The organism is Klebsiella sp. 18074, assembly GCF_902705905.1.
GTDB classification, from domain to species: Bacteria; Pseudomonadota; Gammaproteobacteria; order Enterobacterales; family Enterobacteriaceae; genus Klebsiella; species Klebsiella terrigena.
The window spans coordinates 18,525-37,793 of sequence record NZ_CACSIS010000018.1 but is presented as its reverse complement, the minus strand read 5'-3'; the positions used below and the strand labels follow the sequence as shown (position 1 = coordinate 37,793).

General features: G+C 55.7%; 20 protein-coding genes and 3 tRNA genes. 16 read left to right on the top strand and 7 right to left on the bottom strand.

Annotated elements, in window-relative coordinates; genetic code table 11:
• Positions 1–199: 199 nt before the first annotated feature.
• The 4 genes from pobA to bglJ all read left to right on the top strand — a co-directional run bounded on the left by pobA (position 200) and on the right by bglJ (position 3,863).
• Complete coding sequence (pobA, locus tag GVK32_RS17955; protein WP_159871317.1) at positions 200–1,384, top strand: 4-hydroxybenzoate 3-monooxygenase; 1,185 nt, start codon at positions 200–202, stop codon at positions 1,382–1,384.
• Between the two features lie 23 nt (positions 1,385–1,407).
• Positions 1,408–2,277 (top strand): helix-turn-helix domain-containing protein, encoded by an 870-nt coding sequence (locus tag GVK32_RS17950; RefSeq protein WP_159871315.1) that lies wholly within the window; start codon positions 1,408–1,410, stop codon positions 2,275–2,277.
• 225 nt (positions 2,278–2,502) lie between these two features.
• Positions 2,503–3,225, top strand: a complete 723-nt coding sequence (locus GVK32_RS17945) for a LuxR C-terminal-related transcriptional regulator (protein ID WP_159871313.1) — start codon at positions 2,503–2,505, stop codon at positions 3,223–3,225.
• Positions 3,186–3,863 (top strand): DNA-binding transcriptional activator BglJ, encoded by a 678-nt coding sequence (gene bglJ, locus GVK32_RS17940; protein WP_159871311.1) that lies wholly within the window; start codon positions 3,186–3,188, stop codon positions 3,861–3,863. Before GVK32_RS17945 ends, bglJ begins: the two co-directional genes overlap by 40 nt.
• A gap of 14 nt (positions 3,864–3,877) precedes the next feature.
• On the opposite strand, the gene GVK32_RS17935 is transcribed toward bglJ, so the two are convergent.
• Complete coding sequence (locus tag GVK32_RS17935) at positions 3,878–4,336, bottom strand: YbaK/EbsC family protein (RefSeq protein WP_159871309.1); 459 nt, start codon at positions 4,334–4,336, stop codon at positions 3,878–3,880.
• Between the two features lie 339 nt (positions 4,337–4,675).
• Between GVK32_RS17935 and GVK32_RS17930 the strand changes: the two genes are divergently transcribed.
• A complete protein-coding gene (locus GVK32_RS17930; RefSeq protein ID WP_159871307.1) occupies positions 4,676–6,019 on the top strand; it encodes a PTS sugar transporter subunit IIC in 1,344 nt (447 codons plus the stop codon).
• A 43-nt stretch (positions 6,020–6,062) separates the two neighbouring features.
• Here GVK32_RS17930 and fhuF read toward each other — a convergent pair whose 3' ends face one another.
• Positions 6,063–6,851, bottom strand: a complete 789-nt coding sequence (gene fhuF, locus GVK32_RS17925) for a siderophore-iron reductase FhuF (protein ID WP_159871305.1) — start codon at positions 6,849–6,851, stop codon at positions 6,063–6,065.
• 112 nt (positions 6,852–6,963) lie between these two features.
• Positions 6,964–8,010, bottom strand: coding sequence for a GGDEF domain-containing protein (locus GVK32_RS17920; RefSeq protein ID WP_159871302.1), 1,047 nt, complete (start codon positions 8,008–8,010; stop codon positions 6,964–6,966).
• A gap of 261 nt (positions 8,011–8,271) precedes the next feature.
• On the opposite strand from GVK32_RS17920, the gene GVK32_RS17915 reads away from it, so the two are divergent.
• A complete protein-coding gene (locus GVK32_RS17915) occupies positions 8,272–8,511 on the top strand; it encodes a DUF1435 domain-containing protein (RefSeq protein WP_041147516.1) in 240 nt (79 codons plus the stop codon).
• 22 nt (positions 8,512–8,533) lie between these two features.
• Here the strand turns inward: GVK32_RS17915 and GVK32_RS17910 are convergent.
• The 4 genes from GVK32_RS17910 to rsmC all read right to left on the bottom strand — a co-directional run bounded on the left by GVK32_RS17910 (position 8,534) and on the right by rsmC (position 10,048).
• Positions 8,534–8,619 (bottom strand) — tRNA-Leu (locus GVK32_RS17910).
• Positions 8,620–8,649: 30 nt separating this feature from the next.
• Positions 8,650–8,735, bottom strand: a tRNA-Leu gene (locus GVK32_RS17905).
• Positions 8,736–8,763: 28 nt separating this feature from the next.
• Positions 8,764–8,849, bottom strand: a tRNA-Leu gene (locus GVK32_RS17900).
• Positions 8,850–9,019: 170 nt separating this feature from the next.
• A complete protein-coding gene (rsmC, locus tag GVK32_RS17895) occupies positions 9,020–10,048 on the bottom strand; it encodes a 16S rRNA (guanine(1207)-N(2))-methyltransferase RsmC (RefSeq protein ID WP_159871299.1) in 1,029 nt (342 codons plus the stop codon).
• 175 nt (positions 10,049–10,223) lie between these two features.
• Between rsmC and GVK32_RS17890 the strand changes: the two genes are divergently transcribed.
• The 10 genes from GVK32_RS17890 to deoA all read left to right on the top strand — a co-directional run bounded on the left by GVK32_RS17890 (position 10,224) and on the right by deoA (position 19,227).
• A complete protein-coding gene (locus tag GVK32_RS17890) occupies positions 10,224–10,637 on the top strand; it encodes a DNA polymerase III subunit psi (RefSeq protein ID WP_041143940.1) in 414 nt (137 codons plus the stop codon).
• The gene (rimI, locus tag GVK32_RS17885) at positions 10,606–11,052 is read left to right on the top strand and encodes a ribosomal protein S18-alanine N-acetyltransferase (protein ID WP_159871296.1); all 447 of its coding nucleotides are present in this window, start codon (positions 10,606–10,608) and stop codon (positions 11,050–11,052) included. The genes GVK32_RS17890 and rimI overlap by 32 nt, the downstream gene beginning before the upstream one ends.
• Positions 11,053–11,066: 14 nt before the next feature.
• Positions 11,067–11,744 carry a pyrimidine 5'-nucleotidase gene (gene yjjG, locus GVK32_RS17880; RefSeq protein WP_123710183.1) on the top strand — a complete coding sequence of 226 codons (678 nt, stop codon included), beginning with the start codon at positions 11,067–11,069 and terminating at the stop codon, positions 11,742–11,744.
• Between the two features lie 91 nt (positions 11,745–11,835).
• Positions 11,836–13,425 (top strand): peptide chain release factor 3, encoded by a 1,590-nt coding sequence (gene prfC, locus GVK32_RS17875; RefSeq protein WP_041143943.1) that lies wholly within the window; start codon positions 11,836–11,838, stop codon positions 13,423–13,425.
• A 218-nt stretch (positions 13,426–13,643) separates the two neighbouring features.
• Positions 13,644–14,255 carry a molecular chaperone OsmY gene (gene osmY / locus GVK32_RS17870; RefSeq protein WP_159871293.1) on the top strand — a complete coding sequence of 204 codons (612 nt, stop codon included), beginning with the start codon at positions 13,644–13,646 and terminating at the stop codon, positions 14,253–14,255.
• Positions 14,256–14,376: 121 nt separating this feature from the next.
• Positions 14,377–14,538 (top strand): DUF1328 domain-containing protein, encoded by a 162-nt coding sequence (locus tag GVK32_RS17865; RefSeq protein ID WP_004857650.1) that lies wholly within the window; start codon positions 14,377–14,379, stop codon positions 14,536–14,538.
• Positions 14,539–14,680: 142 nt separating this feature from the next.
• Positions 14,681–15,754: a patatin family protein gene (locus GVK32_RS17860; protein WP_123710181.1), complete on the top strand. Its 1,074-nt coding sequence runs from the start codon at positions 14,681–14,683 to the stop codon at positions 15,752–15,754.
• Entirely contained in the window at positions 15,751–16,530 is a 780-nt protein-coding gene (locus GVK32_RS17855) for a TatD family hydrolase (protein ID WP_159871290.1), read from the top strand. The genes GVK32_RS17860 and GVK32_RS17855 overlap by 4 nt, the downstream gene beginning before the upstream one ends.
• A 438-nt stretch (positions 16,531–16,968) precedes the next feature.
• Positions 16,969–17,748 carry a deoxyribose-phosphate aldolase gene (gene deoC, locus GVK32_RS17850; RefSeq protein WP_132513396.1) on the top strand — a complete coding sequence of 260 codons (780 nt, stop codon included), beginning with the start codon at positions 16,969–16,971 and terminating at the stop codon, positions 17,746–17,748.
• A 156-nt stretch (positions 17,749–17,904) separates the two neighbouring features.
• Complete coding sequence (deoA, locus tag GVK32_RS17845; RefSeq protein WP_159871287.1) at positions 17,905–19,227, top strand: thymidine phosphorylase; 1,323 nt, start codon at positions 17,905–17,907, stop codon at positions 19,225–19,227.
• Positions 19,228–19,269: the final 42 nt, after the last annotated feature.

Below are 19,269 nucleotides of genomic sequence, written 5' to 3'. Positions count from 1 at the left end.
ACAATGTGCAAAAAGCCGGCTCCCGGCGGCATGGATAAATTTTGAACCGCACCACACTTTGCTAAAACTGTTGAAAAGTGCAGTTTTTGCCGCCGTTATTGCCTTCTTTTTCCCACCTGACTTATCAAAAATGCACATGAGAACTTTTAATAAACAAAAAACAAACAAATAATTAACCATTCGAGAGCGAGACACCTCTATGAAAACTCAGGTCGCGATAATCGGTGCCGGCCCCTCCGGGCTGCTGCTGGGGCAGCTGTTGCATAATGCTGGGATTCGAACCGTTATCCTCGAAAGGCAGACGCCTGAATACGTCCTCGGGCGGATCCGGGCAGGTATCCTCGAAAGCGGCACCGTCGATCTGCTCCGTGAAGCAGGCGTGGCGCAGCGGATGGACGCGGAAGGGCTGGTGCATCACGGGGTTGAGTTTTTGTTTGAGGGGCAGCGTGTTCCGCTCGACCTGACGGCGCTCAGCGGCGGGAAAAGCGTGATGGTGTACGGCCAGACCGAGGTGACCCGGGATTTAATGGCGGCCCGCGCCGACTGCGGGGCGCCGATCGTTTACGGCGTCAGCGACGTGGTGATTCACGATGCGAAAAGCGATCGGCCGGCCATCACCTTCGTCAGCGGCGGGGAAACGCACCGGCTGAGCTGTGATTTCATCGCCGGCTGCGATGGCTTTCACGGCGTGTCGCGGCAAAGCATTCCGCGTGAGCTTCTTAAAGAGTATGAAAGCGTCTGGCCGTTTGGCTGGCTGGGGATGCTGGCCGATACGCCGCCGGTGAATCCCGAGCTGATTTATGCCCATCATGAACGCGGATTTGTACTATGTAGTCAGCGCTCACTAACTCGTAGCCGCTACTATTTACAGGTACCGCTCAGCGATAAGGTAGAGCAGTGGTCGGACGAATGCTTCTGGGAAGAGCTGAAGAACCGCCTGCCGAACGAACTCTCCACAAAGTTAGTGACTGGTCACTCACTTGAGAAGAGCATCGCGCCGTTGCGCAGCTACGTGGTGGAGCCGATGCAGTACGGCAGGCTTTTCCTCGTCGGGGATGCGGCGCATATCGTGCCGCCAACCGGGGCGAAAGGGCTGAATCTCGCCGCCTCAGACGTCAACTATTTGTGGCGGATCCTGTGCGAATACTATCACCACGGTCGTGACGACCTTCTGGCCAGCTACTCGCGTTTCGCGCTGGATCGCGTGTGGAAAGGCGAGCGATTCAGCTGGTTTATGACCCGCCTGCTGCATGATTTCCCGCAGCAGAGCGAGTTTGATAAAAAAATGCAGGCGGCCGATCGCCGCTATTATTTTGGCTCACGTGCCGGGTTGACCACCATTGCGGAAAACTATGTCGGTCTGCCAATGGAGCGCGTGGCGTAGCGTTGAAAAGGGCAGGAGTCGCAATGCAGGCAACGAATAGCGTTCCCGTGTTTAAGCTGTATGGGGAAGAACGAGACTGGCCGACGCCGGATCTCCTGCACTGCGAGTCTATTTTGCAGCGCAGCAGCCTGTACGAATGGCATATCCGCATGCATCAGCACGCCGAGCTGGTGCAGCTGCTGTATCTCCATAAGGGAAGCGCTGAGATCGAGATTGAGGGCGTGACCACCGTGATGACGGAAGCCTGCATCCAGGTGGTACCGGCGCTGTGCGTTCACGGATTTCGCTTTTCACCGGGCACTCAGGGATTCGTGCTCTCGCTGGCGCTGCCGCTGCTCAGCCGTTTTGAAAACCAGTTTGGCCGCCAGCTCGATGTGCTTAGCCAGCCGCAGTGCGTGCCGGTCAGTCGCTCCCGAGGCCACGTTCGGGCACTGTTTACGGCGCTGCGCGAGGAGTACTGTGAAGAGCTTGATGCGCGCGAAATGATGCTCCATTCGCTGCTCGGCGCGCTGCTGGTGTGGCTGAACCGACGCTGCCTCCCGGCTCCGGTAGCGGCAGACAGAGCGGAGAGGAAACGCAGCGCCATGCGTCACTTTTCTCGTCTGATTGAGAGCCACTATCGCGAACATCTCCCGCTGGCAGAGTACGCCAGGCGGGTGGGTATATCGGCGACGCACCTTAATTATTTGTGCCGTGAATTTCATGGCCGCAGCGCGCTGGAGGTTTTGCATCATCGGCTGATGCTTGAAGCGCGGCGTAATCTGCAGTATACCGGGATGACGATAGCTCAACTATCTGATTATTTAGGCTTTTCCGACTCAACCTACTTCTCTCGTTTTTTCCGACGCTACAGCGGCGTGTCGCCAAAGGCCTTCAGAAATAGCATCAAATGAAATAGCGTTATTCTGCTCCGTAATAAATTACTTTTCCTAACTTTGATTTTAAATTTTTCTAACTTATTGAGCGTTATTGCCTGTGTTAGCGTTGATAGTTGGCAAGGTCAGGCTCAATTCCTCGCCAGACGAATAAAGATCTATCTGGCACAGTAATATAACGGCCGCCAAATTATTCATCTTTATTGTTAAAGGCGCGAGTCTTCGATGGGAAGCGGAGGGTTTATGTTACTGGGACAGGGTAAATACGGCATTATTATCAGTAAAATACCAGTTATGCAGCGTGGGCTGAAGGCAATTGCCGGGGATCACCTTCCCGAACACGCCTTCGGCGTTTGCGGCTCTCCGGAGGAGCTGACTCTGCTTCAGCTACGGCAGGCGGTGCTGGTTATCGCTGATTTATCAGGTGAAAGCCATCAGCTCCGCGAGGTGTGCGGGGACTATCACTCATTGATGACCCAATATAGCGATATTCATTGGGTCTATATGGTTGGCCATGCCTGCGATCTCCAGACCATGGAGATATTAGTCTGTGCGCAAAGCACCCTCGTTTCCAGCCATGAGTCCGTAAAACATCTGCTTGAGGTTATTCACGCGGACGGCACGACGCGGGAGAGAATCAGCCAGACGCTCTTATCCGCCGCGTCAGGAAATAGTGAAGACAATTGGCCAACGGCAATTTTTCTGACGCTTTCTGAACGTAAGGTTTTACGTTTGCTGGCGAAAGGCTGGGGAATTAACCAAATTGCCGCGCTGTTGAAAAAGAGCAATAAAACGATTAGCGCGCAGAAAAATAGCGCTATGCGCCGCCTCTCATTGCGCAGCAATGCGCAGATGTACGCCTGGATTAATAGCGCTCAGGGAATGAAGGAGCTGAATATCTACGCCGCTTTTGGAGAACAAAAGCAATGGAAAAAAACACTTCACCTCGATATGTCGCTGTTGTAGGAAAATGTATGCTGACCGAGTTGGCGCTGCGCCATATACTAACCGGCGCGGGGGCAGGTAATTATATTGTGCGGTTTTTTAAAGATACCCAATCGTTGCGCTGGACGCTGCAGTCGACAAAAGCTATCGCCGTTATTTTTTCGCTTTTCAGCAATCGCCTCTTCCGCATGGAGGGCCTGCTTTTTCTTCATGAAATCGCCTGTTCCAGTCCTGAAATACGGCGCATCGTTTTAGCGCATGATAGCGCTGAAGCGCGTTTAGTCTGCCAGCTGACGCCCTCCATGCTGCACGGCGTGCTGAATAAATCGATCTGCCGCCTGCGCTTGCAGGAGCAGCTTATTCAGCTGATTAACCCGACGCAGCAGGCGGACGAGGCGCTGATTAACCCAGGGCCGGGCCTCGGCAGCCAAATTCTGAGCCCAACGGAACAGCATATTCTTCGCTATATGACCTACGGCTATTCGTTGCCAGAAATAGCGGCCCGGCTGGATCGTAATATCAAAACCATCCGCGCCCATAAGTTCAACGCCATGACCAAGCTCGGCGTCAGCTCAGATCTCGGCCTGCTGAGCGCGGCCGATATCCTGATGCATTTATCGGCTCTTGACGAGGACGCAGCGGAGGAGTGCCTCGGGTAACCCTCCGCCCGTTTTTACAGGCAAACGTCAACCCAGGTCGCGCCGGTGAGCTGGGCCATCCGGTCAGGAGAAATGCGTACCGCGCTGTGGATGGCGCCGGCCGCGGGCAGGACTTCCTGATACTGCTTCAGCGAAATATCGCAATAGACCGTCAGCGGGTTTTCCAGGCCGAAAGGGCATACGCCGCCAACGGGATGCCCGGTTAGCGTGACGACCTCATCGCTACTCAGCATACGGGCCTTCGCCCCAAATGCATCCTTCAGTTTTTTATTATCCAGACGCACGTCGCCGCAAGAGACGACGAGTATCACCCGGTCTTTCACCTTTAACGACAGGGTCCTGGCGATTTGTCCCGGCTCAACGTGATGCGCGGCGGCGGCGAGGGCCACGGTCGCGGTGCTTTGCGTGAGCTCGATGATTTCGATATCGGGGGCGTGTTCGGCAAAAAACTGCCGTACGGACTGCAGACTCATTAGGATCTCCTGATTAATGCCCGTTTTAATCTGGCATAAGCCTCGCGGAGTGTAAATATTGCCGGCTGATAATCGAGAATTTTTCCAATTTCTGGATCTTCTTCACAATCACCGCAACCGGTTACTGTAACCGGTTGCGGTTATGGTCGCTCAGATGAATACTGAATGGGTAACTTCCCTGCGTCACTTATAACAAAGAGCCGTGTATGAATCGTACTGACTTGAGCAGTATAGCTGGGCGAATGGCTAATGTGCTTTTTCGCTCACAGAACATGTTTCATCACAACGGCAGGATAATCGTTGTTGGGCCTGTTTCTATAGCCTGTCAGGAGGGCTGCTATGTCTGCTAACCATGCTGCGTTTAATCTGATATTCCGCTTTGTAGAAAATTATATTAGCCCTGTCGCCGGCCGAATCTCGTCGCAGCGCCACGTGATGGCTATTCGTGACGGCTTCATCTCGGCCATGCCGTTTATGATCGTCGGCTCATTTCTGCTGGTGTTTGCCTATCCGCCGTTTTCCCCGGATACCACCTGGGGCTTCGCGCGCGCCTGGCTGGATTTGGCAAAAGAGTTTGAAGGACGAATTCTGACGCCGTTCGATATGACGATGGGCATTATGTCTATCTACATCTGCGCGGCGATTTCTTATAACCTCGGCAAGCATTACGTAAAATCTCACCAGCTCGATCCCTTTATGTGCAGCATGCTGTCAATTATGGCATTCCTGCTGGTAGCGGCACCGAAAACGAGCGGCACTTTACCGGTGGATAGCCTCGGCGGAACGGGGATCTTTACCGCGATCCTGGTCGCGATCTATTGCGTTGAGATGATGCGCTTTCTGAAGGCGCATAACATCGGGATCCGCCTGCCGGATCAGGTTCCACCGATGATTAAAAACTCGTTTGACCTGCTGATCCCGGTGCTGGTGGTGGTGCTGACGCTCTATCCGCTCAGCCTGTTTATTCAGCATCAGTTTGACATGCTTATTCCGCAGGCCATTATGTCCGTCTTTAAACCGCTGGTTTCCGCCGCGGATTCATTGCCGGCAATTTTACTGGCGGTGCTGATCGGTCATCTGCTGTGGTTTGCAGGGATCCACGGGGCGGCAATTGTCTCCGGTATGCTGCAGATGTTCTGGCTGACCAACCTGGGTATGAACCAGCAGGCTCTGGCACAGGGCGCGCCGTTACCGCACATCTTTATGGAGGCGTTCTGGACGTTCTTCATTGTGATAGGCGGCTCTGGCGCCACCATGGGGCTGGTTATCTGCTATCTGCGCAGCCGCTCGGCCCATCTGCGGTCTATTGGCCGTCTGAGCGTGGTACCGAGCCTGTTTAACATTAACGAACCGGTTATTTTCGGCACGCCAATCGTCATGAACCCGGTATTCTTTATTCCGTTCCTGCTGTCGCCGATGGTAAACGCCGTGCTCGCCTGGGCGGCAATGAAGCTGGATCTGATTGGCCGGGTTATTTCGGTTGTACCCTGGACTGCCCCGGCGCCGATTGGTGCAGCATGGGCGCTAGGCTGGGATTTCCGCGCGGCGATCCTGGTGATTCTTCTGGCCTGCGTTTCAGCCATCATCTATTTCCCGTTCTTTAAGGTATACGAGAAACAGCTGTTAGAGCAGGAGGCGGAAGAGGCCCAGCGCGTGGCGAAAGAGAGCCAGCAAACGGCATAAAAGCAGGCGGGCGGCGCTAAGGCCGCCCGCGTGAAAAAGCGGATTATTTTAGCGTACAGTCTCCGCACTGCTGGACGTCCGGCAGGCGGTAGCGCTGGCAGCAGGTACGCCGTACCAGCGCGCCTTCACGGATAACGACCGTACGCCATAGCGGGTTATCCCGGCCATCGGCAAACTGCTTTTCAAAGAAACAGTGCTGGCGCAGAGCCGCCACCCGCTCCTCTCCCAGCAGCGTCTTCATCTCACCCAGATACCAGTTAATCAAATAGCCGGTATTGCTCCAGATAAGCTTCGCGTTGATATCTCCGGTCGCTTCCAGCGCCTGAATGACCGGCTGCAGGGCGTCATTGACCAGCGTTTCTATCCGCGACTGCGGCGACTGCCCGCTACCGGCGGTTGCGGAGTGGACGTCGATCCAAAAGCAGGCTGCCCGGCCGGTTTCATGGAACTCGACACGGAAATGCTCCGGCGCCAGGCTGATGGTTTGCTCTTCGCTTAACACGGCCAGCATCAGCGGCGGCACCAGCAGGCCGATATACCATTGCGCCCACAGCGAGAGCAGCGGTTTTTGCTCCCGCGGCAGCGTTGGCTGATTGCGATAGATATGATCGGAGTAGGTGGCCAGCAGGGAGCTCAGGGTAACCGGTGAGGACCACTCTGCAAGCGTCAGCGCGCAGGACGGGGCCTCTTCATCCAGACGGAGAAAATCCAGCAGATGCGGGCGCAAGGCGGTGATTTTTTCCCGTATGGCCTCCGCCAGCGCATGCTCAGCCGGCTGAAACGGGGCCTGCCAGATAATGTCGTTGCTGAATGGAATTGAACGGTAAGCCATCAGATCGCCAGATACAAATCTAAATGATAATGATTTCTGATACTAGTTGCTTGCGTAAAGGATGGCAAGATCTTTGTCCGCGCGGCGCTTCCCTGGCGGCGCGGAGGTGGGGTTAGCTGGCGAGAATAATATTACGGCCCAGGTTTTTGGCTTCATAGAGCGCGCTGTCGGCTCGCTTCAGGGCGCCGTCGATATCAGCGTCGACGAGCGGCGTCAACCCGATGCTGATGGTAACGTTGGTGGCGACGCTTTCATTAAACATGTGGGCGATTTTCAAATCGTAGACCCGCTGACGGATCCGTTCTGCTGCCTGCTGAGCAGTTTCCGCCGTGCTGTTGGTCAGTAGTACCATAAACTCCTCCCCGCCGAAACGGGCCACAATATCCCGTGAACGAACGGCGTTACGGATCGCGGCAGAGACCTGAATCAGCGCCTGGTCGCCCATCATATGCCCGTAGTGATCGTTGTAGGCTTTAAAGTGATCGATATCCAGCAGCAGCACATGATGGCTATTCCCATCCAGGGCCAGGAGGGTATCCAGCCGGTTTTGCAAACCGCGGCGATTGTACAGCCCGGTAAGCGGGTCGAGCATGCTCAGGTCGTTCAGCGTATTACGCTCCTTCAGCAGCTTATCCATCAGCCCCTGGGTAAAGGTATCGCTGCGTTTCTGAATCAGGTTTTGCATCGTGATGCCGGCGATGGGCAGCACGAAGCAGTAGAGCATGCGCAGCCACTGCTCGCCTTCCGCCAGGATCAGACAGGCAATAAAAGTGGGGAAGGAGTGCAGGGTAAAGGCAATGATATTATTGGAAAAAGCGATTGCGCCAATAAATAGGACGCTTAACAGGGCGATCACCAGAAAGTTAAAATGCGGTGGCGGCATCATTGATGACTTTTCGCAAACGTGCCAGGCCCACAGCAGACCAAATATCAGAGAAATAAAGGAAATATTTATTCTGCGCTGGGCGAATTTCCAGTGCCATAACAATAAACCGGCGCTGCAGGCGAAAATCAGGGTGCAGGGCAGGGTAAAGCTCACGATGGTAAAGAGCGGGCTGGCCAGGGATAAGAGTGCTGAAATCAAATTAAGGACTAAAAAAAGCCGTAAGGAATACTGATATTTTTTTTCGTAATGAGCTCGCCAGGATTGTGCAGTCATATGGGGGTATCATTATTAGTCGTTAAATTTCAAAATGATGGCTGCCAAAAATGAACAATAAAAAGCAATGCGCAATATAAGGTTTTTGCGAAATAATCAAATTTTTTAATATATAAGCGTTTCGCGCTTAATTTATCACCTTCATGAATGTATGTCATTACCGCAAACGTAAAGAATAAAGTATCCGCTCTGGTTAACATGACAAATGATAAAAGCTATCATATGATATTGGTTATCATTATCGTTATGAGAGGTGAAAAGATGTTGCAGCGGACTTTAGGCAGCGGGTGGGGCGTGCTGCTTCCGGGCGCAGTCATTGCTGCTCTTGGATTTGCTGATTTGTCGCTGGATGCCTGGCGCGGGTTGGTAACCCTGGGACTGCTGATGTCTGCCGTGATGATCTGGCACCGACAGCTGCGTCATTTCGTGTTGCTGCCGTCATGCGTGGCGTTGGTCAGCGGGATTATGCTGATGACGTTGAATTTAAGGCTGATGGGGTAATTCAGGAGGAGAGTAAGAATATTGGTGCGAGGGGGGGGACTCGAACCCCCACATCCTAAGGACACTAACACCTGAAGCTAGCGCGTCTACCAATTCCGCCACCTTCGCACAGTATTCTTAATTTCGATATCGCCTCGTTGGTGCGAGGGGGGGGACTCGAACCCCCACATCCTAAGGACACTAACACCTGAAGCTAGCGCGTCTACCAATTCCGCCACCTTCGCACAGTGCGAGCGATATCTACGTGGATGATGGTGCGAGGGGGGGGACTCGAACCCCCACATCCAAAGGACACTAACACCTGAAGCTAGCGCGTCTACCAATTCCGCCACCTTCGCATACCATCGACACTATGAAAGTATCGTTACCACGGAGGCGCATTCTAGTGGTTTTCAGCTATTCGTCAATAGTTAATTGTGCTGGCGGAATTGATTGTTGCAAAAAGGCGCGGCGGGAGGCGGTAAAAGGCCGGCGACGCGCGGTTACGTCGCCGGACGGTAGCAAGGCGTTATTTCTTCGCCTGGCGGGTCATCACGGTGCGGTAGACCTTAAAGCGGCCGGTCTGCGCGAGAACTTCGTGGAAGCCGAAGATTTCGTCAAGCACGTCCGGATAAGGCAGGAAGGCGTTAGCGACAATGCGCAGCTCGCCGCCGCTGCCGAGGTGGCGTACCGCCCCGCGAATCAGGGTTTGCGCCGCTTCCTGGCTGGTCTGCAGGCCGTCATGGAACGGCGGGTTGGAAATGATCATGTCAAACCGGCCGTTAACTTCGGAGAACACGTTGCTGGCGAAGACTTCACCTTCAATGCCGTTGGCGGCAAGGGTGGCGCGGCTGGCTTCTACCGCCGGCGCGCTGACGTCACAGAGGGTTAAGCGGACCTTCGGCGAATGGCTTGCCAGTACGGTCGCCAGCACGCCCGCGCCGCAGCCGACGTCGAGCACTTTGCCCTTGGTATGCGGCGTCAGCGTTGAGAGCAGCAGTTGGCTACCGACGTCCAGCCCGTCGCGGCTGAATACGCCCGGCAGGGTTTTAATCGTTAGGTTATCGAGCGGATATTCGCCCCAGTACTGCTCAGGGTCGAAGGTTGGCTGTTTTTCCAGGCGACCGTGATACAGCCCACAGCGGCGGGCGCTGTCAACTTTGGTCAGCGGCGCGTAGTCGGCCAGCATCGGCTCGGCGCTGCGCACGCCGCTGCGGTTTTCACCGACCACGAAAATATCGATACCGGTCGGCAGCAGCGACAGCAGGTTCATCAGCTGGAACTGGGCTTCCGGTTTGTTCTTCGGCCAGTAGTAAATCAGCGTATCGCAATCGGCGACGTCGCTGGCCTGCGCCACCAGGCCAAAGCTGGCGCTCTCGCCCATCTGGCGGCTCAGTGCCTGCCAGTGGTGAAACTGCTGGGTGTGAACGCGGCTGGCAGCGGTGTCCAGACGTGCGGGCAGGTCATCCTGCAGGTCACCGGCAAACAGAACGCGGGCGGACTCGAAATCATCACTGTGGCGCAGCAAGACTTCACTTGCCGGGGTAAAAGCAGACATGAAACACTCCTTCATTAAGACTGGCGCCGATTATACACGTTATCCTTAGCGCTGCCTCTTTGTTGGCTGTCCCTGCGAGCATCGCCGTATTCTGCCGCCGACAGGGGCGGAGTTTGTTGGCGCAAATACGACGGATTTGCTATATTGCGCGCTTGATTAACAGGAGTGTTTCGCTATGACATCCCGACGAGACTGGCAATTACAGCAGCTGGGCATTACCCAGTGGTCGCTGCGTCGCCCCGGGGCGTTGCAGGGCGAAATCGCTATCTCACTGGCTGGGCATATTCGTCTGGTGATGGTGGCGGAAAATCCGCCGTCGCTCAGTGAACCGCTAATCGGTGATGTTCTACGGGCGCTGGCGCTGACGCCGGATCAGGTGCTGCAGCTGACGCCAGACCGCGTGGCGATGCTGCCGCAGAACGGCCGCTGTAACAGCTGGCGGTTAGGCACGGACGCACCGTTGCTGCTGGCGGGCGCACAGGTAACCTCGCCCGCTTTTGATGAACTCCAGACCAGCGCGCCTGCCCGTATGGCGCTCTGGCAACAAATCTGCGCACATGAACACGATTTCTACCCTCAACACGGCTGATTTGCCCCGAGCCTGGCAAATAGAATCCCGCGCCCACGCTTTTCCGTGGAGCGAGCAAACCTTCGCCAGCAATCAGGGAGAACGCTACCTGAATCTCCGGCTGGCGGTCGATGGTGAAATGGCGGCCTTTGCCATTACGCAAATTGTGTTGGACGAGGCGACCCTATTTAACATCGCCGTCGATCCGGCCTTCCAGCGGCGCGGCCTGGGCCGAGAGCTGCTGGAACGGGTGATTGATGAGGTCGAAAAACGCGGCGTCGCCACGCTGTGGCTGGAAGTTCGCGCCTCTAACGCTGCGGCCATTGCGCTGTATGAAAGCCTGGGCTTTAACGAGGCGACCATCCGCCGCAACTACTACCCCACCGCCGACGGCCGTGAGGATGCACTCATTATGGCTCTACCGCTAAGCATGTAAGACAAGGTGATACGATGAAGTGGGACTGGATTTTCTTTGATGCCGATGAAACGCTGTTTACGTTTGACTCCTTCACCGGTTTACAGCGGATGTTCCTCGACTATAGCGTGACGTTTACCGCTGAAGATTTTCAGGACTATCAGGCCGTGAATAAGCCGCTGTGGGTGGACTACCAAAACGGCGCCATCACTTCGCTTCAGCTGCAGCACCAGCGTTTTGATAGCTGGGCCAGCCGCCTGAGCGTGCCGCCGGGCGAGCTTAACGATGCGTTTATGAACGCCATGGCCGAGATTTGCTCGCCGCTTCCCGGGGCGGTATCGCTGCTGAACGCGCTGCAGGGTAAGGTGAAGATGGGGATTATTACCAACGGCTTCACCTCGCTGCAGCAGATCCGTCTGGAACGAACCGGTTTGCGCGATCACTTTGATCTATTGATTATTTCTGAACAAGTCGGCGTCGCAAAGCCGGATGCGCGGATCTTTGATTACGCCCTGGCGCAGGCGGGCTTCCCGGATCGTTCCCGCGTGCTGATGGTAGGGGATACCGCAGAGTCTGACATTCGCGGCGGCGTCAACGCCGGCCTCGCGACCTGCTGGCTCAACGCCCATCAGCGCGAGCTGCCTGAGGATCTCCGCCCGGACTGGACGGTAACCTCGTTAAGCGAACTGGAGCAGCTCCTGTGTAAACACTGATTGCCTCCCCCCCGTTGATGGGTAAAATAGCCGCAATTTTTCGTATTTAACATGCGTGGCTGGTTGCCGCGTTTACTAAGAAGATTCAATTATGACGTTGTCTCCTTATCTGCAGGAGGTGGCCAAGCGCCGCACTTTTGCCATTATTTCTCACCCGGATGCCGGTAAAACTACCATCACCGAAAAGGTGCTGCTGTTCGGACAGGCGATTCAAACCGCCGGTACCGTTAAAGGCCGCGGCTCCAACCAGCACGCGAAATCGGACTGGATGGAGATGGAAAAGCAGCGTGGTATCTCTATTACCACGTCGGTGATGCAGTTCCCGTATCACGGTAGCCTGGTTAACCTGCTGGATACCCCGGGTCACGAAGACTTCTCTGAAGATACCTATCGTACGCTGACGGCGGTGGACTGCTGCCTGATGGTTATCGATGCGGCCAAAGGCGTCGAAGATCGTACCCGTAAGCTGATGGAAGTGACCCGTCTGCGCGACACGCCGATCCTGACGTTTATGAACAAGCTCGATCGCGATATTCGCGATCCGATGGAGCTGCTGGACGAAGTTGAAAACGAGCTGCGCATCGCCTGCGCGCCGATCACCTGGCCGATTGGCTGCGGGAAGCTGTTTAAGGGCGTGTACCATCTCTATAAAGATGAAACGTATCTCTATCAGACCGGCAAAGGCCACACAATTCAGGAAGTCCGCATTATTAAGGGCCTGAATAACCCGGATCTCGACAGCGCGGTCGGTGAAGACCTTGCGCAGCAGCTGCGCGATGAGCTGGAGCTGGTACAGGGTGCTTCCAACGAATTTGATAAAGAGCTGTTCCTGGCTGGGGAAATCACCCCGGTCTTCTTCGGGACGGCTTTAGGTAACTTCGGCGTTGACCATATGCTGGATGGCCTGGTGGATTGGGCGCCCGCACCGATGCCGCGTAAAACCGATACGCGCGAAGTTCGTGCGGAAGAAGAGAAGTTCACCGGCTTTGTGTTTAAAATTCAGGCCAACATGGACCCGAAACACCGCGACCGCGTCGCCTTTATGCGCGTGGTTTCCGGGCAGTACGAAAAGGGCATGAAGCTGCGTCAGGTGCGTATTGGCAAAGACGTGGTGATTTCCGACGCGCTAACCTTTATGGCCGGCGATCGCTCGCACGTTGAAGAAGCCTACCCTGGCGATATTATCGGCTTACATAACCACGGCACCATTCAGATTGGCGATACCTTTACCCAGGGTGAGATGATGAAGTTCACCGGCATTCCGAACTTCGCGCCGGAGCTGTTCCGTCGTATTCGCCTCAAGGATCCGCTGAAGCAGAAACAGCTGCTCAAGGGACTGGTTCAGCTCTCTGAAGAGGGCGCGGTACAGGTCTTCCGTCCGATCGCCAATAACGATCTGATCGTTGGGGCCGTCGGGGTGCTGCAGTTTGACGTGGTGGTTGCGCGCCTGAAGAGCGAATATAACGTGGAAGCGATTTACGAATCGGTCAACGTGGCGACCGCCCGCTGGGTCGAATCGACCGACGTGAAGAAATTCGAAGAGTTTAAGCGTAAAAACGAAATTCAGCTGGCGCTCGATGGCGGCGATAATTTGACCTATATTGCCCCGACGATGGTGAACCTTAACCTGACTCAGGAGCGTTACCCTGAAGTGATGTTCCGCAAAACACGCGAGCATTAATCCCTTCTGGAGCGCGGCCTGTGCCGCGCTCTGCTCGATTTTCCCGCCGTCTGCGCCGCTAAAGAAAGTTCTTAATTTTTTCCGTTCTCCCGTTTTTTTATGCATATTTCCCTCCCTCCTTGCGACCGTCTACTATATTTAATAAGTAATTTTCAAAATGCTGGCTTAATAAACTACTTATTTTGCTTTGCCGATATAGAAATAACGAGGAGATCACCATGACAAGACGAAAGAATACCAGCAGGCTGCTGGCGCTCTTCTTGGGCTCGGCTATGATCAGCGCCTCGGCATATGCGGACAACTCAACGACGGACAGCGCCAAGTCCGTTGCCAACAGCGCCGGGCAGGCTGTCGATAGCTCGATGAATAAAGTCGGCGACTTTATGGATGACAGCACCATTACTGCCAGAGTTAAGGCGGCGCTGATCGATGATAAAAGCATCCGCAGCACGGATATCTCGGTGAAAACTGAGAATAAAGCGGTCACCCTGAGCGGCTCGGTAGAGAGCACCGAGCAGAAAGAGCAGGCGGTCAGAATAGCGAAAGAGATTAAGGGCGTCTCGACGGTTAACGACAAGCTGAGCGTCGCCAACGAGCAGCCTGCAAGCCTGAAAGGCTACGCTGGCGATACGGCGATTACCAGTGAAATCAAAGCTAAGCTGCTGGCCGACGATATTGTCCCTTCGCGGAAGGTGACGGTTGAAACCAGCGCCGGCACCGTGCATCTGTCCGGGACGGTGGCATCTCGTCAGCAGGCGGAACGCGCCGTTGAGATAGCCAAAGCCGTTACTGGCGTTAAAACCGTGAAAAATGACCTCAGCGTCCAATAATACCGTTCACTAAATAAGTTTTTCGGCGACTGCCGTTTAATCAGAGCACGACAGGGTTGGTGCCTGCGCGACCTGAGCGCGTAGAAAAGCGACCGTTATCCACTATGGTAAGGAGAGCATTATGTTTCGATGGGGCATTATTTTTCTGGTCATCGCCTTAATTGCCGCCGCTTTAGGATTCGGTAGCCTGGCGGGTACGGCAGCCTGGGCGGCAAAAATTGTCTTTGTCGTCGGTATTATTCTGTTCCTGGTCAGCCTGTTTACCGGGCGCCGGCGCCCGTAGAGACTAAGGCCAGAACGGCATTAAGCGTATTGATGACATAGTGTTTTACATAAAGCCAGTCTATATGACTGGCTTTTGCTGTATCAGGGGGTTAAAAATTGCGTTACCTTGAGGCGATAGAATAAGCAAACAGGAAGACAGAGTGGGGCAGCGAATTCCCGTCACGCTTGGCAACATTGCGCCATTATCGGTTAAACCTTTTCACCCTGGCAAGCTTGGCCTGGTGTGTGAGGGGGGAGGACAACGGGGGATTTTTACCGCCGGGGTGCTGGATGAGTTCATGCGCGCCGGATTCAACCCTTTTGACATTATGCTCGGCACCTCTGCCGGGGCGCAAAATCTGTCAGCCTATATGTGCAACCAGCAGGGCTACGCGCGCAAGGTCATCACGCGTTACACCACCGCCCGCGAGTTTTTTGACCCGATGCGCTTCGTGCGCGGCGGGAATCTTATCGACCTTGACTGGCTGGTGGGGACCACGGCGCAAAAAATGCCTCTGGCGATGAGCTACGCCGAAGAGCGGTTTGCGCAGGGCAAAGAGCTGTGGATGTGCGCCTGCCGCGGCGACGACTATACTCCTAACTACTTTTCCCCGACGCAGTCCACGTGGCTCGATCAGATCCGCGCCTCCAGCGCGATCCCCGGTTTTTATCGCAGCGGCGTGATGCTTGACGGTATCAGCTATCTCGACGGCGGCGTCAGCGACGCGATCCCGGTGCAGGAGGCCGCAAAACGTGGCGCGCAGACGATTGTGGTGATCCGCACGGTCCCGTCGCAGATGTACTATACCCCGCAGTGGTTTAAACGTATGGAGCGCTGGCTCGGCGAAAGCAGCCTGCAGCCGTTTGTCAATCTGGTCCAGCACCATGAGGCCACCTACCGCGCCACCCAGCAGTTTATTGAGAAGCCGCCGGATAAGCTGCGGATCCTCGAAATCTACCCGCAGAAGCCGTTAAAAAGCATGGCCTTGGGGAGCCGGCTGCCTGCGCTGCTGGAGGACTATAAAACCGGCCGTCAGTGCGGCCGCTATTTCCTGGCAACGGTGGGCAAGCTGCTGGCCGACCGTCCGCCGCTGCTGCGGCATATGCCGCGTCTCGCGGTGCCCGCGCCGGTGGTGGTGCCGCCGGCTTCCGTGGCCAACGATGCGCACCAGGCAACCCTGATTAACGCCGCGCAGGCCAACGATGCCAGCTTCGATAATGAGGATCTGGCATGATGCGACAATTTATCGATACCCACTGTCATTTCGATTTCCCGCCGTTTGCCGATGATGAAACGGACAGCATCGCCCGGGCCGTGCGTGAAGGAGTGATGCGGATTATTGTTCCCGCCACCGAGGCGGACAATTTTCCCCGCGTGCTGGCCCTGGCTGCACAGCATGATGCGCTGTATGCCGCGCTGGGCCTACATCCGATAGTGATTGAGCGTCATGATGAGAGCAGCCTTCAGCGGCTTGAGGCATGCCTGCAGCAGCGCAGCGCAAAGGTGGTGGCGATTGGGGAAGTTGGCCTCGATCTCTATCGCGAGGATCCGCAGTTTGATCGCCAGCAGGCGGTGCTTGAGGCGCAGCTGCGGTTGGCAAAGCGCTATGATTTGCCGGTTATCCTTCATTCGCGACGCACCCACGATAAGCTGGCGATGCTGCTGAAAAAGCACGCTCTGGCGCGTACCGGGGTGGTGCATGGCTTTGCCGGCAGCCTGCAGCAGGCGGAGCGTTTCGTGCAGTCAGGATACAAAATTGGTGTTGGCGGAACCATTACCTATCCCCGCGCCAGTAAAACGCGCGAGGTCATGTCGCGCCTGCCGCTGTCGGCGCTGCTGCTGGAAACGGACGCTCCGGATATGCCGCTAAACGGCTTTCAGGGAGAGCCAAACCGCCCGGAGCAGGCGGCTCGGGTCTTTGCCACTCTGTGCGAGCTGCGCCAGGAGCCGGCTGATGTTATCGCGCACGCTCTTCTGAGCAACACCAAAGCGTTGTTCGGCACGCTGTAACACCTCGCTTAACAAGCGAAACCCGCCCTCTGGGCCGTGGCGGCGGCAAAACTCACGCTACGGCCCCTTGTTTGTGAAAATTCCATCACTCCCTGGCTTTGATTAAAATCGTTGTTTTTCAATCTATAATCACATAACCCTCCTTTCTTTAGCACAATATGTGCGCGCTTCTGTCGAGTTTTATGCCGCCTGTATGTTATAATAATAACATTGTCGCACGATGAGGAATTCTGATTATGCTTAAAGAAAACTTGTCGCTGAGACGGTGAGTACTAGCATTTTTATGTGATTTACATCTCATTATTGTTATGCAAGTTAGTAATTAGTTTTCATTAACTGTGATGAGTATCGAAGTGTAACGGCGAGGTGATGTTACAATAGTAACAGACTCGCAAGGTGACAAACTATTGAACCGGCAATACGCCGTCGGAGTATGAAATGACTGATTTATCTGCAAGCAGCCTGCGCGCACTGAAGCTGATGGACCTGACCACCCTGAATGACGACGACACCAATGAGAAGGTGATCGCGCTGTGTCATCAGGCGAAAACGCCGGTCGGTAACACGGCAGCAGTCTGCATCTACCCACGCTTTATCCCGATTGCTCGTAAGACCTTGAATGAGCAGGGCACGCCGGATATTCATATCGCCACGGTGACCAACTTCCCGCACGGTAATGACGATATCGATATCGCCCTGGCGGAAACCCGCGCCGCGATCGCCTACGGCGCCGATGAAGTTGACGTGGTATTCCCGTACCGCGCGCTGATTGCCGGCAACGAGCAGGTTGGATTCGACCTTGTTAAAGCCTGTAAAGAGGCCTGCGCGGCGGCTAACGTTCTGCTCAAAGTGATCATCGAAACCGGCGAGCTGAAAGAAGAAGCGCTGATCCGCAAAGCCTCCGAAATCGCCATCAAGGCGGGTGCGGATTTCATCAAGACCTCTACCGGTAAAGTGCCGGTAAACGCCACGCCGGAAAGCGCGCGCATCATGCTGGAAGTTATCCGCGATATGGGCGTACAGGAAACCGTAGGCTTTAAGCCAGCGGGCGGCGTACGTAGCGCGGAAGACGCGCAGCAGTTCCTGGCGATTGCCGATGAGCTGTTCGGCGCAGAGTGGGCTGACTCGCGTCACTACCGCTTCGGCGCCTCCAGCCTGCTGGCTAGCCTGCTGAAAGCGCTGGGCCACGGCGACGGTAAGAGCGCCAGCAGCTACTAAGGCGTAACGGTGACATAACCGTATCCCGGACGAGGCGCACTAGCGCCGAGGCCGGGAGATCCCCGGCGGCGCCACGAGCGGCCGGGCTTCAGGATTTTAGCACGGGCGCAGATAACGCCGCCCGTCGTGTTTGACCTTATTCCTCAGGGGGTTACCTTGTTTCTCGCACAAGAAATTATTCGTAAAAAACGTGATGGTCACGCGCTGAGCGATGATGAAATTCGCTTTTTCATCAACGGGATCCGCGATAACAGCGTCTCCGAAGGGCAGATAGCCGCGCTGGCGATGACCATTTTTTTCCACGATATGACTATGCCAGAACGCGTTTCGCTGACCATGGCGATGCGGGATTCAGGAACCGTACTGAACTGGAAAAGCCTCAATCTTAATGGGCCGATCGTGGATAAGCACTCTACCGGCGGCGTGGGCGACGTTACGTCGCTGATGCTTGGCCCGATGGTTGCCGCCTGCGGCGGCTATGTGCCGATGATCTCCGGTCGTGGACTGGGGCATACCGGCGGAACGCTCGACAAGCTGGAAGCGATCCCCGGTTTTGATATTTTCCCGGACGACGGCCGTTTCCGCGACATTATTAAGGATGTTGGCGTGGCTATCATCGGGCAGACCAGCTCGCTGGCGCCTGCCGACAAGCGCTTCTACGCCACCCGCGACATTACCGCGACGGTAGACTCGATTCCGCTGATCACCGCCTCTATTCTGGCGAAAAAACTGGCTGAAGGCCTGGATGCGCTGGTGATGGACGTGAAGGTGGGCAGCGGCGCTTTTATGCCGACCTACGAACTCTCTGCGGCGCTGGCCGAAGCGATCGTTGGCGTCTCCAACGGCGCGGGCGTGCGCACCACCGCGCTGCTGACCGATATGAATCAAGTGCTGGCCTCCAGCGCCGGAAACGCCGTCGAAGTCCGCGAAGCGGTGCGGTTCCTGACCGGCGAATACCGCAATCCGCGTCTGTTTGACGTGACCATGGAGCTGTGCGTCGAAATGCTGGTCTCCGGCAAGCTGGCCCAGGACGACGCCGACGCGCGGGCGAAGCTGCAGGCGGTGCTGGATAACGGTAAAGCGGCCGAGGTCTTTGGCCGAATGGTCGCTGCGCAGAAAGGCCCGAACGATTTCGTTGAAAACTATGATAAATACCTGCCGACCGCGATGCTGAGCAAGGCGGTCTATGCCGATGGCGAAGGGTTTGTCGCTGAAATGGACACCCGCGCGCTGGGCATGGCGGTGGTGTCGATGGGCGGCGGCCGTCGTCAGGCATCCGACCCGATTGACTATAGCGTCGGCTTTACCGATATGGCCCGCCTGGGCGATAGCGTCGACGGGCAGCGGCCGCTGGCGGTGATTCACGCGAAAGATGAATCCAGCTGGCAGGAGGCCGCCAAAGCCGTGAAGGCGGCAATAAAACTGGACGATACCGCACCGAAAGAAACGCCGACGGTCTATCGTCGCATTACTGAATAGCTGTATACTGATCTGATCGCTTTTTTGCAGCGCAAAAGGTAC